The sequence below is a fragment of the Rufibacter sp. DG15C genome, from assembly GCF_001577755.1.
Classification (GTDB): domain Bacteria; phylum Bacteroidota; class Bacteroidia; order Cytophagales; family Hymenobacteraceae; genus Nibribacter.
In genome coordinates, this window is sequence record NZ_CP010776.1 from 1,439,018 (window position 1) to 1,453,999 (window position 14,982).

Genomic DNA, 14,982 nt, shown 5'->3' on the forward strand with positions numbered 1-14,982 from the left:
GGAGCCCGTTTTCGGTCTGTTTTCTAGAAAACAGACCGAAAACGGGCTCCTTGTTTTGGATATTACAGTCTTACTTGATCTTAAGTGGACAAATTTTTATCAGCAATCCCCTTAATACATCTTAGGCAGTTCAATCCCTTTAATCTTTCTATACAAGCTAATGGCGGCGCTGTCTGTGAGGCCAGAAATGAAGTCAGTGATGTTGAGGATGCGCTCATAGGCGTCTGTCACAATCTGCCGGTCGCGCGCCAGGTATTGGTTGGGGATGAGGTCCAGGTACTTTTTATGGCGGCTCGCTGAGGGATGAAATACCGTTTTTAAGAACGCGTCTAGCAACCCACCTAACACTTCAAACCCAGCAGCTTCAATTTCCAGTACCGGGCGGTTGCGGTAGATTCTATCAATAGACACCTTCTTAATTTGGTCCAGCGCGGCCTTCTGCTTCACCTCATTGATGATCGGTTGGTCATAGGTGCCGGACAGAATCTCCTCTTCATGGGCCAAGAAAATATCAGCGCATTCTTTTATGAGGTTACTGATGATGATGGCGCGCCAAAAGCCCAGTTGTTCATGCTGGTCATGAAACTCCACGCTAGACTTTCTGTTTGGGTCGCGGTTGAGCAAAGGTTGCAACAACTCCTCTGCCTGGTCAAACGGAATCAACCCTAGCTTGCAGCCATCTTCAAAGTCAATGATGCGGTAACAGATGTCATCAGCGGCTTCTACCAAGAACGCCAGCGGGTGGCGGTGGAAGGCGTTGCTGCCCGCCGGGAGCATGCCCAGCTTGGTCGCTATTTTGGAGAACTGAGCTTGCTCCGCCTGAAAAAAGCCATACTTCTTCTCACTGGTGCGTTGGGTGCCCTTCACCACCTGGTCAGAAGGCCTTGGGTATTTGGTGAAGGTGGCCAGGGTGCTGTAGGTCAAGCGCATGCCGCAGGTACCCGAGCTCTGGCCGGGATGCGTGTGCGTGAGTATCCTGAACCCTGCGGCATTGCCCTCAAAGTTCTGCAGATCGGCTTTCTGGGCCTCAGACAAAGACAACAAAAACGGCTTGGCTTCATCACTTCTAAAGTAAGCAGAAATGGCGTCCTCGCCAGAATGCCCGAAGGGTGGGTTCCCGATGTCATGCGCCAGACAGGCAGCCGCCACCATATCCCCAAAGTCGGCGTCTGACAGGTTCTTATGTGTTTGCGGAAGGTCTGGATGCCTTTCTAGGATGACTTTGCCCACGGTTCTGCCCAATGAGCGACCCACGCAAGACGCCTCTAAACTGTGCGTGAGGCGGTTGTGGACAAAATCACTTTCGGGCATGGGCATGACCTGCGTCTTGTTCTGCAAGCGCCTGAACGCCGAGGAAAACACAATACGGTCATAGTCCCGCTGAAAGTCACCGCGCACGGAGCTGTCTGGGGCAGGAGAATTGGCAGGCGTATCTGAGCGCTCCATGGAGATAAGGCGCTCCCAAGTCATTGTAGGCATGGCAAAGGCTGTAAAGAACCTCAAGCTACACCAACAGAAGATGTCGTGCAAAACAACGGGCAGCAGAATAAAAGAAAAATCCGTTTTTGGCCTGTTTTGCGCAAAACAGGCCAAAAACGGATTTCCTACTCAATCCTTACAAAGGCGTTATTGAATCTTATAGAACCTGAAGGTACCACTCTGGCTGGCGGTCCGCCATCTGATGATGTAATACCCCGTCACCAGGTCTGGCAGCTGTACGCCGTAGCGCTTCACCTCGGGCAGAACGTCTACAGAAATTGCTCCATAGAACCGGCCTATAGTGTCAAAGAACTCTAAGGTCACTACATCCTTCTGGGGAGTGTTGAAGTTGAGGAAGACCTCGCTGCCGCCGGGGTTAGGCGAAATCAAATTGGTAAACTCTGGACCGGCCACCTGGGCTACCTCAGACAGCTCTGTGGTGTTGTTGTTTTTAAGAATGCGCAGACGGTAATACGTCAAGGTAGGCAAGGGATTCTGGTCTATGAACTCATAGGTGCCGCGGCTGGCGGCTGGTACCTGGCCAATCTCTATGTAGTTAATGCCGTCTTCGCTACGCTCTACCACGTAGGTGACCACGTTCTGCTCATTCTCAATCTCCCAGCGCAGCAAGACCGTGTTGTTGGACTGGTAGGTACCCATTAAGATGACCGTCTCTACCGGAATGGCGCAGGCACTCTGTTGCTTAGGGATCATGATGGGCTCCTCACAGAACTGCGGCGAGGCATTCTGAGCCATCACGTATTTACCGCCGGCAATGTCGTTTTCGGCGTTTAAGGTTCTGGAGATCTGCCCGCGGCCTACGGCATAGTGCATCACGGCCTTGGGCAGGATCAAGTGGCTCAATTGATGAGCGTGGCCCAACTCATGCAACGTCACCGACTCAAAGTCATACTGCACATTGGTGGGCTGGTCTGGGCCGTACTGCCAGACAAAGTTGGGCGCAAACTCCATGTCAATCTCCTCTACCCAGAAGTTCACATCCTGCCCAATGATACAACCCGAGTAACGACTGATGGTTCTACCCAACACGTTGGCTGGCAATTCTGAAGTGTTAGAGAACCGCACCGAGTTGATGTTGTCATCTGCCGTTCTGGAAATGTTGGCGCCCGCCTGCGTGTCCCAGTTAATGAGGGTGGCGCAGGACCATTCGTTCATAGAGCGCTTAAAGGCGTACAGTGCAGGCTTGTTGGCTTCAAAACTCGCCCCAAATCTAAACGTGTAACCACCTCGGCCATTTTGGTTGATATGTTCAGGGCCATAGCTTTTTAAGGGCAGGTTGCGCTCATCATCGTCATAGCCCACGTTGGAGTAGGCAAAGATAATTAAGAGGTCTGTAGCGGCCGTGGCCGTGGCGGGGTCACTGTTCACCACTCTAAACTTTCCGGTGCCCGCTGTGCCCCCGTCAATGCCGTAGGTGGGCACCTTTACTTTTATCTGGGTATTGCTCCAGCTGATGTAGTCTGTGTCCAAAGGCTTAATGAAACTCTTTCCGCCATCGTCAGCGTCTGGGAACTCCACGTAGCCCGTACCACGCGTAGCGCCAAAGTTGATACCCGTGATGGTTAAGATGTCACTAGTACCAGCACGCAAACTCTTAGGGGTGAAGTCTGAAATCTGCGGAATGGCCCGGCGCAGTTCCTGGGTTCTTTCTGGGGTTTTGATGGTGCTATCTAAGGCTGGGTTGGTGCGCAGCACTCGCAAAGAGGCGCCTCTTAATTTGGTGAGGGCCGGGTAGAGTTCCTGTTCAATGGAAGCGTAACGGGCAAAGGGATCTTGCGCAGATTTGTTGGCCACCTTGTACTTGATGAAACCCTGCATAGAGCCAAAGACCTTGTACTGTTTAGATGAGTTTTTGCCGCTAGCGCTTTGTAGAAAGAAGACCCCTTGCTGCTGGGTCTGCAGTTGCAGCGTGGCAGAGTACACGTGCATGTTCAGGCCTACGCGGCCGCCTTCGGTGATGACCTCTACCGTGGTGGGCGAAGCAGTTCCTTTAAAGACCTTGTAGACTTCTACCTGGTTGACGGTATAGATATTCTCATGGCGGGTATCCCAGAAAGATTTCCGGGCAATGACCTTTCCTTCCAAGACCAGATCAGCGGCGTTCATGCGTTCCTCCAAAGAGAGCGGCACTAAAGAGGCGTTGTCTACTTGCGCCCACGTTTGGGAAAAGGAAAAGAGCCACAAACCAACAAATAGGAAGAGTCTTTTAACCCCGGCGTTCTCCGAGGCAACAGGAGAGGAAATGTATTTCATAGAAGCAGGTAGAAACGGGTAAACAGCGACCTCAAAGGCCCTAGCACAGAGAAATATACACAAGCATGTTGGAACTGCAAAAACTACCTGAATTTACGAGCAATGCCGCCATTTAGATTGAAAAATACCAAATGCCCCCTAGCTATAAAAAACGAGGCGCCCGTCTACAATAGACAGGCGCCTCGAACAAGCTAAAAACAGGAACTACTTCTGGGCTTATAACGCTGCCCAAACTCCCCGTATTGTATATCGTCTTTCGTTTTTTGCCTCTTTCCCGAGAAATAGGCAAAAACGGATTTACTGCAGTTTAGCGCCTTTCATGCTGTACCATGGGTGCAACTCCATGACCAGTCTTCCGGCTTTTACGGCGGGGTCTGCCTCTGTCAGGGCTTTGGCTTCTTCCATGGTCTTCACATTGAAGATGAAGATGCCGCGCATCTCACCATCATCCATAAAGGGGCCGGCCATGGTCAGCTTACCGTCGGCGGCCATCTTGTTGATGTGGGCCATGTGCTCGTCCTGGATGCGGGCGGCGGTTAAGGCGTCATGGCTGCGGTTAGGTCCTTTCTTCAAAATGGCCATGTAATAGGTTTTCATCTCGCCGTCCGCGGGCTCTTTTGCCTCATTGGGTTTGGCATCAGCTCCTTTAGCCGGAGTGGCAGCTTGCTCGGGCTTCGCATCTGATGGCTTTACCGCCGCTTGCTTGGCCTGTGCTTTTTTGGCTTTGGCGGGTTTGGTCTGGGCCTGTGCGTTGAAAAGGCAGGCCAGTACCAAGAGGCAGGTGTAAAGAATTCTGTTCATATAGAAGGAGTTACTTGGGATAGACATACGCGAAGGAACAATACTACAGATTTTCTGTTGAATTTCTGACAGCGGCACCATAAGGTGTATACCGAAGAACCACCGGCGGCTGTTGCAGCAAAGGGTTGACTTTACCAGTAGGGCTGTGCAACTTAGGAGAAACAAACCAAGGCTCACCTAAACACCACTACTATGAAGACCTCGTCTACTTTCCTGTTGGCCAGCGCCCTTGCGTTAGGGGTGAGCTGCCAAAGCAATAAACCCGCGTCAGGTGCCTCTACCGCTCCAGAAGCAGTAGCCACCCCAGTGCCCACGTTAGACTCCTTGCCCATGTACCCCCAGACTAAAAAAATCACCCATACTGACACCTACCACGGCACCCAGGTCCCAGACCCCTACCGCTGGCTGGAGGCAGACACGGCCCAGGACGTAGCCGAATGGGTGAAAGCCCAGAACCAGGTCACGTTTGACTACCTGGAGAAGATTCCGTTCAGAAACCAAATCAAGGAACGCCTCACCAAGCTCTGGAACTACCCCAAATACGGCGCGCCTTTCAGAGAAGGAGACTACTACTACTTCTACAAAAACGACGGGCTCCAGAACCAGGCCGTGCTCTACCGCATGAAAGGCCTGGACGGTACACCAGAACTGTTCCTGGACCCCAACAAGCTCTCCACGGACGGTACTACTTCTCTAGGGAGTCTGGCCTTCAGCAAGGATGCTAGGTACGCGGTCTACACCACCTCTACCGGCGGCTCTGACTGGCGAGATGGCTATGTATTGGACGTGGCCACGGGCAAGAAACTGATGGATGAACTGCACTGGATTAAGTTCTCGGGCACCAGCTGGCACCAGGACGGTTTCTTCTACAGCCGGTACGCAGAGCCCAAACAAGGCTCCAAGATGGCGAACAAGAACGAGTACCACCAGGTCTACTACCACAAAGTAGGCACCCCGCAAAGCCAGGATAAACTCATCTGGGAAGCTAAACAACATCCCTTGCGCCTCTTGTTTGCGGGCACAACCGAGGATGAGAAATACCTGATTTTAACCGCCTCTGAAGGCACCAGCAACAACTCCTTGTATGTAAAGGATTTGAGCAAAGCCAGCAACCCGATTGTGCCCTTGGTAGAGAGTTTCGGCAAAGAATACGGCGTGGTAGAGAACATAGGCGACAAGCTAATTGTCCTCACCAACCAGGACGCGCCCAAGTACAAGCTTATTGAGATTGACCTGAGCCGTCCGCAGAAAGCCAACTGGAAAACGCTGGTCCCAGAAACCGACAACGTGCTCAACTCGGCGGCGTTGGTGGGCGGCAAATTGGTGCTAAACTACATGAAGGACGCGGCCACGCTGGTGCGTGTGCATGACACCGCCGGCAAATGGCTCCATGACGTCAAGCTCCCAACTTTGGGCACGGCCAGTGGCTTCAGTGGCAAGAAAGCCGACAAGACCGTCTTCTACACCTTCACCTCGTTCACGTATCCCAGTGCCATCTACCAGTATGACGTGGCCAGCAACGCCTCCACACTCTACAAGAAAGCCGAGATAGACGTGAACATGGATGCCTATGAAACCAGGCAGGTCTTCTACCCCAGCAAGGACGGCACCAAGATTCCTATGTTCATCACGCACAAAAAAGGCCTGAAACTGGATGGCAACAATCCCACCTACCTGTATGCCTACGGCGGCTTCAACGCGTCAATGACACCTTACTTTAGCGTGAGTAACATGCTGTGGCTGGAGAACGGCGGCGTGCTGGCCATTGCCAATATTAGGGGCGGCGGCGAGTACGGCGAGGACTGGCACAAAGCGGGCATGACACCTAACAAGCAGAACGTGTTTGACGACTTTATTGCCGCCGCTGAGCACTTGATTGCCCAGAAATACACCTCCTCCCAGAAGCTGGCCATTGCCGGTGGCTCTAACGGGGGCTTGCTCATCGGCGCCGTGGTTAACCAGCGCCCCGAACTCTTCAAAGTGGCCTTGCCCGCCGTGGGCGTGATGGACATGCTGCGCTTCCACAAATTTACCATTGGCTGGGCTTGGGTGCCGGAGTACGGCTCCTCAGATGACGCGAAGCAGTTCCAGAACCTGATGGCCTTCTCGCCTATCCACAACCTTAAAGACGGCGTGAACTATCCGGCCACCCTGGTCACCACCGCTGACCATGACGACCGCGTGGTGCCGGCGCACTCGTTCAAGTACATCGCCACTTTGCAGGAGGAAGGCGCCGGCTTCAACCCCTATTTGATACGGGTAGACGTGAAAGCGGGCCACGGCGCGGGCAAATCCACCACCGCTCAAATTGCCGAGGCCGCGGATGTCTGGTCTTTTGTCTATGAGAACATGGGCGTGAACCCGTACCAGAAGTAAGGCAATCCCTTAAAGACAGAAAGGCCGATGCTCCTTTGACATCGGCCTTTTTTATTGCGCTCGGTTTGCCATATCTTGCTCCTAGTATTCTAACCTGATTTTACCTTTAAACCATATGAGCCTTACCGTCTCCATTAGAAAAGGAACGCCCACTGACCTGGCCGCTGTGCACGCACTAATTGTAGAACTGGCCGTCTATGAGAAAGCGCCCAATGAGGTAACCAACACCTTGGAAGACATGCAACGGGACGGTTTCGGGGAGCAGCCCATCTTTGAGTTCTATGTAGCCGATTCTGAAGAGGAGGGTATTGTAGGCATTGCCTTGTATTACACCGCCTACTCCACCTGGAAAGGCAAGATGCTCTTTCTGGAAGACATTGTGGTGACGGAGCGCCACCGCCGGAAGGGCATTGGCCGGTTGTTGTTCACCGCGGTGGTAGAGGCCGCCAAGGCCGGCAAGTACAAGCGCATGAAATGGCAGGTACTGGATTGGAACGAGCCCGCCATCAACTTCTACCGCAGCATTGGCGCCAACCTGGACGGCGAATGGATTAACTGCAACCTCTCAGAGGAACAACTGTTACAGCACTAAACACTACCCGCTCAAACAAAACAGCCCGAAGACGACACCAAGTGTTTTCGGGCTGTTTTCATGAAAAGAGGCCAAAAACGAATCTGGCCACTTTCTCACTGTTTACTTCTTACTGCTACCTGTTCACTGCTAGGCCACTACTTCCAGCACCGTCCTGAAGGCGGCGTACTTGCCGGGGAACTTCGCCTGCATTTTGCCCTGCATGGTTTTGTCATGGTCGTGGTGGTATTCCAATAGGTCATCCATGTGGCGGGCATAGTACTGCACGGCGTAGGTAGTGCCGCCGTTGTCTTCGTCTTCCATCACTTTGGCAATCTGGAATTTTATGAAAAACGTGGTGGCCATAACCTCGGGTACATGCGTCTCCTGCATCCACTGTAACCACTCTTCGGCTACAGCATTCTCAATACTCACGGTCTCGTTGAAAAGAATCATCCTCAAAATTAGTGCTTATCTTTGATAACAGAAATTAGTGAGAGAAAGGTGCCTTGAAACTCTCTGTTATTCACCCAGCTTCTTAAATCATAACTCCTTGCCTGAATGAGAATCTTGCTTTGCTTTCTCTTGCTTTCTTTTGGATGCATAATTACTTCTTTTGCTCAAACAGATTCTTTAGAATACCTGAATGAACATAGAATCAGGGTATATTCTAAGGAAGGGGCCACGTACTATAAAGTAAAACATTGGGAGGGAGTCGCCAAGGGGAAAGGATCAGAATCCATCTATTACATGTCGGGAGAAAAAGAAAGCTTTATTCCATACGCCATCATGGATTCTGTGAAAGAGGGAATGTCTGCCAGCTGGTACAAGACCGGGCAGATGAGCGAGAAGAAGTTCTACCACAAAGATAACGTTCATGGCATCACAGAGAAATGGTTTGAAGACGGCCGACGAAAAGCCTTGGCTATTTACTGGCAAGATACCCTGCACGGCACCGTAAAAACATTTTACCCTTCTGGCGCTTTGAAACGGCTGGATATGTATGAAAAAGGGAAGCTAAAGGAGGGACACTGTTATGCGGCAGATAGCACCGAGATAGCCTATTATCCTTATCAAGTAGAAGCAAAGTTTAAAGGCGGATCAGAAGGTTTATATAAGTACATTGTCTCAAAAGTACAGGTACCTGAGCTAGCCTTGATGACAGGCATAGGTGGAAACGTTTTGGCCGAGTTTATTATTGACTCCTATGGAGATGTGCAGAGTGTTCATGTGAGGAAGGCCTCATATAAGGAGTTTGCAGACGAGGTAGCTAGAGTCCTTAAAAAAATGCCTAAATGGGAGCCCGCCAGTTTAGACGGTGAGAAGGTTTCCACCAAATACACTGTCCCTGTGAAATTTAGCATCAAAGAATAATGATAACGTTTTTGGCCTGTTTCCACCAAAACAAGCCAAAAACGAAACCTCAATGCTCTTCCAAGTAATCCAACTCCTTGCCGTAGCTTTCTGACAAGGTGAGGATGGCCACCAGCGCAATGCTCAAGGCAATGACGCCCAAGATGCCTGCCGTCTGTATGAGCCCGAACTCCTCTTTGAACGCACTGAAGGAAAGCGTAAGCGGAATGACGGCGCCCCGTACAAAATTAGGAACGGTGGTAGTGACGGTGGCGCGAATGTTGGTGCCAAACTGCTCAGCGGCGATGGTCACGAAAACGGCCCAGTAACCACTGCAGAAACCAAGTGCCACGCACAGGCCATAAAAATAGGCCTCAGAGGCATTGGTGGCCAATAGGTACAGTGCAATGACACCTGCCAGCATGAAGAGGAAGACCACCACCACGCGCTTCCGGCTTTTCATCTGCTGACTCAGCAGACCGCTGGCCACGTCTCCCAGACTCAGCCCGAAGTATGAGAAGCCAATGGCCTTGGCCACCGAGACAACCACTGGCACGCCCAAGGCTTGGGCAAACTCTGGGGAGAAGGTGATGAGCACGCCAATCACAAACCAGATGGGCACGCCAATCAAGATGCATTTGAGGTATTTCATAAATCTAGTCCCGTTGGTGAACAGGCTCAGGAAGTTGCCGCGCTTTACTTCTTCGCGCTGGGACCGCTCAAACATGCCAGACTCAAACACGCCAATCCGCAACAGCAACAAGAGCAGACCCAAGCCACCGCCTACAAAATAAGCGGTCCGCCAATGGAAGTACTCGCCAATGATACCGGCCAGAATAGCCCCTGAAATGCCCACCGAGGCCACAATGGTGGTCCCATAGCCGCGCTTTTCTTTGGGTAACACCTCAGAGACCAAGGTAATACCAGCGCCTAATTCGCCGGCTAAGCCTACTCCGGCTACAAACCGCAGCCAGGCATAGGCATCAATGTTTGTCACGAACCCATTGGCCAAGTTAGCGGCAGAATACAAAAAGATAGACCCAAACAATACTGAGATTCGGCCTTTTTTGTCTCCTAACACCCCCCAAAAGATGCCCCCAAGCAGCATACCAGCCATTTGCATATTTATAAGACGCACGCCTTGATCCAGCAGGTCTGCGGGATTGGAAACACCTAGCTCCTTTAGACTGGCAATTCTGACTATACTAAATAAAACCAAGTCATAGATGTCTACAAAGTAGCCTAGGGCCGCTACGATCACTGCCGTGTTCAGCAATTTTACATGGGTGGTGGGCAAAACAGGTGTGCTCATGCTACGATAGATGTTGGAACATTAATTGTAAATTTCAAATAAGGTGGTGTCATTCTCTAAATATTCAGAAAAAACTATAATTACTTTGTTTACAGATATTTATATTTTTTCAATATATTTATAATCCAGAGCGAAATAGTGAGGTTGATTTTACTTCAGGACAAAAAAATCTTATATTTTTGTTAAGAATTTGTAACCTTGCTCCTATGAACTCGTATAAGGCTGCCGCTTTCGCATTGCTTCTCTTGCTAGTAACTGGTTTAGGTTTGTCCTCACCAGTTATGGCGGCTGACGCACCTACCGTTGCCAAGCAGTCTCTGCTCTGGAAAGTAAGCGGCAAAGGAATCAAGACATCGTATGTCTTCGGTACCTTTCACCTTGTTCCAAAAGACCAGTTCTCTCTGCCTAGTAAGGTAAAACAAAAACTTATCAAATCCGAGACGGTGGTATTTGAGGTAGACCTGGACAGCCCAGAGTTGACAAGAGGCATGACGCACGCCATGCGCATGGCCAAACCCTTGGAGAGCCTCATGACCCCGCAAGACTACAACTGGCTGGCCCAGTTTGTGCATGACAGCCTAGAGCGCAACATGCAGTTCTTTAGATACATCAAGCCAGGCTTTTTGGGACAGATGTTGTTGTACCCTAAGATGCTAGGCTACAACCCAGAGTCATATGACTTGGCGCTGTTGGACCTGGCTAAGAAATGGCACAAGTCTGTGTACACGCTAGAGACCCCTGCCGAGCAGATTGCCCTTTTCGACCAGATTAACCTGGAAACCCAGACCCAGCAGTTTTTGAACAGCGTAAAGCAGTTTGACCGTCAGCGCAAGCTCATGAAACAAATGCTCACCCTGTACCACCAAGAAGACTTGAATGGCCTGTATGCCCTTATCAACTCAGAAAGCGGCCCTGACAACCAAGACTTTTTACTAGATGAGCGCAATGAGCGCTGGCTTAATCCATTGATTAAGAAGATGAAGAAAAGCCCTTCTTTTATTGCCGTTGGCGCCGCGCATTTACCGGGTGAATATGGCTTGTTAGAAATGCTGAAAGCCAAGGGCTACAAGGTGGAGCCTGTATTTGACTAAAATTTACATCAACGTTTATAGACACAATATTTACTATACTAAAGCAAAGAGGCCTGCTCCACCATGAGCTGGCCTCTTTGCTTTTACTCCTGTTCTTGCTTAAGTCATCCAACTAAAATGCCCCATTTGTGAGCAGATGAATACCTGGCTTGGAGAAGGATGATTATAAGTAGCAATTGGCCACACTATCCAACACCCAGTAAAGTCATCTGTAAAACGGAACCGCCTCCTTGAAGTATTTCAAGGAGGCGGTTCCGTTTTTGGCTTAGTTTCGCCAAAACAGGTCAAAAACGGCTTACCCGAAAGGCACCACCAGTTTAAAGCTGACATTGCGGCCCATGTTGTACACGCCGGTTCTGCCCGTCACCTCATTCACAGGGGCATATTTCAAGCGGCTTAGATGGCTTTGATAGGCTTTGTCCAACACGTTATTGGCGGTAATATACAGAGACGCAAAGGTCTTACCCGCTGCATTGGTCAGGTTGGCACCCACGCCCAGGTTTAGCAGACTGTAGCCCGGCGTAGGCGTCTCGGTGTCAAAAGCGGTGTACACGCGGTCTTGCTTGAAGTAGTTTTCCAGCTCGGCCTTGGCGTACCAGTTGCGCACGTGACTACCCGCTGTCGGGAAACTGATTTGCAGCTCGGTGTCTAGCCTTGGGCCCGGCGTGAAGGGCAGGTATTTCATATCTTCGGGCACGTCTTTCTGGATAGAGCGCACCCAAGAGAAGGAGTTCTCCAAGTGCAGCCAGTCCAGCGGGTGCGGATGGAAGTCAATGGTCACCTCGCCGCCATAGATGAAAGCATTGCCTTGCACATATTTAAAGGTGGGCGCCAAATCATCCTCCTCGCCAGACAAAGAATCACCACCCAACACGCTGCTCAGTTTCTGCGCGAAGATGTAGTTCTGGATGTTGTTTCTAAAACCGTTTAGGCCCAAGGTCACGTGCTTGCTGTCATAAGTCACTCCGGCGTCTAGCTGAAAACTGGTTTCTGGGTCCAGGTCCAGATTCCCGAGCTCATACCTGAACGTGCCTTCATGCCTTCCGTTAGAAGCCAGCTCTGCCAAGTTAGGCGCCCTGAACCCCCGGGAGATGTTACCCTTCACGCTTAACTGCTCATTGAAGCTGTACGTGGCACCAATGCTACCCGAGACATTGGAGAAGTTGGTTTTGAATGCGTCAAACTTAGTTTCGGCGGCCTCGGCGGGGTTGGTGGTGAATTCATCTTCCTCGGTGACATACAGGGCGTCCCCGTTCACGCGCCGCAGGTCAAACCGAAGGCCACCGCTCACGTTCAGAGCCCCAAACTCACGCTTGGCAAAGGCAAAGACACCCGCGTCAAAGGTGCGGTACTCTGGGATGAGCACTTCTTCGCCTTCGTTCTGGTTTTGTTGCCACATGCCGTTGACGCCAATGGTAGGTTCCCAGTTAGCTACATGCGGCAGAAAATACTTCACGTCATAGTTGAAGGTGTGCAGGCGCATGGCAATCTCTTCTTCGTTTACATCCAGCGGGTTGCCGTATTCGCGGCGCAGGTTTTGCTGCCACGCCAAGTTGAACGCCAGCCTGGATTGGTTAAAGATGAGGTTGTTCTGCGAGGCGACTCTAAAGTGGTTGATGCGCTGCTGCGGAATGTCTAGGTCATAGCCGGCCAAATCCTCTTCAGTGACGGGCTGCTCCTCTACTTCGCCGTTCACCGGCACCAGTTTCAGAAACGTGCCGTTCTCATCGCGCTCGCCTTCCACCAGCCCTACCTGCTGGTTAAATGTGCTGAATGCCAAGTGCGAGTAGCCCCAGCTTTTGTTGAGACCCACGTAGCCGTTCGCGTTGATCTCCCTGAAACCCGAGTTGTGCACTTTGCCGTCATACTTGTTCTGGTAGTTGCCGGCAAATTTCTGGCTTAGGCGTGCCGCCCAGTTAAAGCCGTTCAGGTTTCCCGCGTTGTAAGCCGAGTAGCCCAAGAGGTTGTTGTTAGTCTGGTAATTGGTAGCAATGGAGCCGATGACTTTGCCTTCCTCCACAGGATCTGGCGTCAAAAAGTTGATGACGCCAGCTATCCCGTCAGAGCCGTACATCAAGCTGCCAGGGCCTTTCACTACCTCGGCGCGCTCTACAGAATACTCGTCAATCTCAATGCCGTGCTCATCGCCCCACTGCTGGCCTTCTTGCTTAATGCCGTCATTGAGCGTGATGATGCGGTTAAAGCCCAAGCCCCTGATGACCGGCTTAGAGATGCCCGCCCCAGTAGAAATTTGAGATACGCCCGGCGTTTTGGCAATGGCGTCAATGATGTTGGTGGCGCTGTTGCGGTTCAACTGCTCCTGACCAATCACGGTGGTAGGCACGGGGTTCAGGCGAGCCTCTGTAGAAGAGGAGACGCCGGTCACCACCACGGCCTGCAGCTCTGTCACAGAAGGGGCCAATTTAAAATTAAGCGTAGTGGCTCCGTTGATCTGAATTGGTCTGGCTTGGGTAATGTAGCCCACGTACCGCACCTGCGCCAAGAACTTGCCCTTGGGCAAATCTTGCAGCGTGTAGGCGCCATTGGCATCTGTAGAGACGGCGCGTTTCAAATCTGGGAAATAGATGCTGGCGCCAATCAAGGCCGTACCGTTGTTGGCATCTGTAATAGTGCCCGAAAGGGAATTAGAAGTCTGGGCAAAGGCGCTGCTAAAAACAAGGAACAGGCCTGCCACTAGAAAAAATCTATAAAGTGACATGGTATATCTAAGGTATAAAATGAGGAAAACAGCTGCGTAACGCAACTACAGATGCCTGACAAATAAAAGAAGCAGACACTCCGGCTCCCTCGCTATGGCCCTAGTCAATGGGACAAGCAGGAGAGGCAAGAAAGATTAGATTATACCAAAGCAGGCGGGCCCCGCGGCGAAGCCGTGTGCGGGTAACTGAACTTCCAGATGAACGCAAAACCCTCTTGGTACCTGTCAACCAACAAAAGTGGCGAAGGGAATTGTACCAGATGCTCTGACAGCTGAAAAGGCGTGTCAAAGAGTTCGGCGGTAGGACAGTGGGTGTGCTTGTTGTCTAAGTGCGGCTTGCTCTCATCATGCACCTTGTGTTGGGTGTGCGCGTGGGCGTGCAAAGTCACCAGCACCTTTTCAGGCACCATCACCCGCATAAACAGTAGGAGCAACAAATAAGCACTTAGGTTTCTTAAGGCGCGCACTTACAACAAGTTAATTCACAAATATAACAGCGTCTTCCAATTTACAATACCAATGCCCTATTCTACCGAAAGGATCCAATTCCATGATGCTAAAATGAAATACAGATACGTACATGATTTAGTTTTGACCTATTTCCTGGAAAACAAGCCAAAAACGAAAGACTATTGCTAATAATTGACTGCTTATTGTCAATTGTTGATTGTCAATTGTTGATTGTTAGTTGAATACTTGCTCATGTAAACACCCCTTCGCCTCTCAAAGTGAGAATTTACTTTAAGTAAAGGCTGTTACTACTGGCACCCAATCCAGTCTTTCCGGCGAGTCGCCTAAGCAGGTTGCCGCCTCTGACAGGATAGCGTTTACGACAGAGCGAAGTTGGTTCATGAAGCGGGAAAGTAACCATGCAGCAGAGGCAAGCTGGTACAGCGCGAGGCGGGAAGACGGGCCCCCGCGGCCGTGAGCGCTTTGCGGTGAAGATGAAACAGGGGAGCATAAGGGCACCGGGAGGAAGAGCTTTCTCAGGAACAGCCAATTGCGT

General features: G+C 51.1%; 11 protein-coding genes. 4 read left to right on the top strand and 7 right to left on the bottom strand.

All coding sequences use genetic code 11. The annotated features are described in order from the left end of the window. Nucleotides 1–111: 111 nt before the first annotated feature. The 3 genes from TH61_RS06085 to TH61_RS18335 form a co-directional block, all read right to left on the bottom strand. Complete coding sequence (locus tag TH61_RS06085; protein WP_066512568.1) at nt 112–1,479, bottom strand: deoxyguanosinetriphosphate triphosphohydrolase; 1,368 nt, start codon at nt 1,477–1,479, stop codon at nt 112–114. Between the two features lie 147 nt (nt 1,480–1,626). Then, nucleotides 1,627–3,753: an IPT/TIG domain-containing protein gene (locus tag TH61_RS06090; protein WP_066507244.1), complete on the bottom strand. Its 2,127-nt coding sequence runs from the start codon at nt 3,751–3,753 to the stop codon at nt 1,627–1,629. Nucleotides 3,754–4,050: 297 nt separating this feature from the next. Further along, on the bottom strand, nt 4,051–4,554 hold the full coding sequence (locus tag TH61_RS18335; RefSeq protein ID WP_066512570.1) for a YciI family protein: 504 nt from the start codon (nt 4,552–4,554) through the stop codon (nt 4,051–4,053). Nucleotides 4,555–4,746: 192 nt separating this feature from the next. Between TH61_RS18335 and TH61_RS06100 the strand changes: the two genes are divergently transcribed. Together TH61_RS06100 and TH61_RS06105 are read left to right on the top strand one after the other, a co-directional pair. Then, on the top strand, nt 4,747–6,930 hold the full coding sequence (locus TH61_RS06100) for a prolyl oligopeptidase family protein (protein ID WP_066507251.1): 2,184 nt from the start codon (nt 4,747–4,749) through the stop codon (nt 6,928–6,930). 115 nt (nt 6,931–7,045) lie between these two features. Further along, nucleotides 7,046–7,522, top strand: coding sequence for a GNAT family N-acetyltransferase (locus tag TH61_RS06105; protein ID WP_066507252.1), 477 nt, complete (start codon nt 7,046–7,048; stop codon nt 7,520–7,522). 129 nt (nt 7,523–7,651) lie between these two features. On the opposite strand, the gene TH61_RS06110 is transcribed toward TH61_RS06105, so the two are convergent. Then, the gene (locus TH61_RS06110) at nt 7,652–7,957 is read right to left on the bottom strand and encodes a DUF4286 family protein (RefSeq protein ID WP_066507255.1); all 306 of its coding nucleotides are present in this window, start codon (nt 7,955–7,957) and stop codon (nt 7,652–7,654) included. Nucleotides 7,958–8,086: 129 nt separating this feature from the next. Here TH61_RS06110 and TH61_RS06115 point away from each other — a divergent pair, with 129 nt between their 5' ends. Beyond that, the gene (locus TH61_RS06115) at nt 8,087–8,875 is read left to right on the top strand and encodes an energy transducer TonB (protein ID WP_197464107.1); all 789 of its coding nucleotides are present in this window, start codon (nt 8,087–8,089) and stop codon (nt 8,873–8,875) included. A gap of 49 nt (nt 8,876–8,924) precedes the next feature. Here the strand turns inward: TH61_RS06115 and TH61_RS06120 are convergent, their stop codons facing one another. Then, on the bottom strand, nt 8,925–10,166 hold the full coding sequence (locus tag TH61_RS06120; protein ID WP_066507260.1) for an MFS transporter: 1,242 nt from the start codon (nt 10,164–10,166) through the stop codon (nt 8,925–8,927). Between the two features lie 206 nt (nt 10,167–10,372). On the opposite strand from TH61_RS06120, the gene TH61_RS06125 reads away from it, so the two are divergent. Beyond that, the gene (locus TH61_RS06125) at nt 10,373–11,257 is read left to right on the top strand and encodes a TraB/GumN family protein (protein ID WP_082780310.1); all 885 of its coding nucleotides are present in this window, start codon (nt 10,373–10,375) and stop codon (nt 11,255–11,257) included. Nucleotides 11,258–11,552: 295 nt separating this feature from the next. Here TH61_RS06125 and TH61_RS06130 read toward each other — a convergent pair whose 3' ends face one another. Further along, nucleotides 11,553–13,976, bottom strand: a complete 2,424-nt coding sequence (locus tag TH61_RS06130; RefSeq protein WP_071887797.1) for a TonB-dependent receptor — start codon at nt 13,974–13,976, stop codon at nt 11,553–11,555. Between the two features lie 140 nt (nt 13,977–14,116). Further along, complete coding sequence (locus TH61_RS06135; protein WP_157600602.1) at nt 14,117–14,443, bottom strand: hypothetical protein; 327 nt, start codon at nt 14,441–14,443, stop codon at nt 14,117–14,119. Nucleotides 14,444–14,982 lie beyond the last annotated feature (539 nt).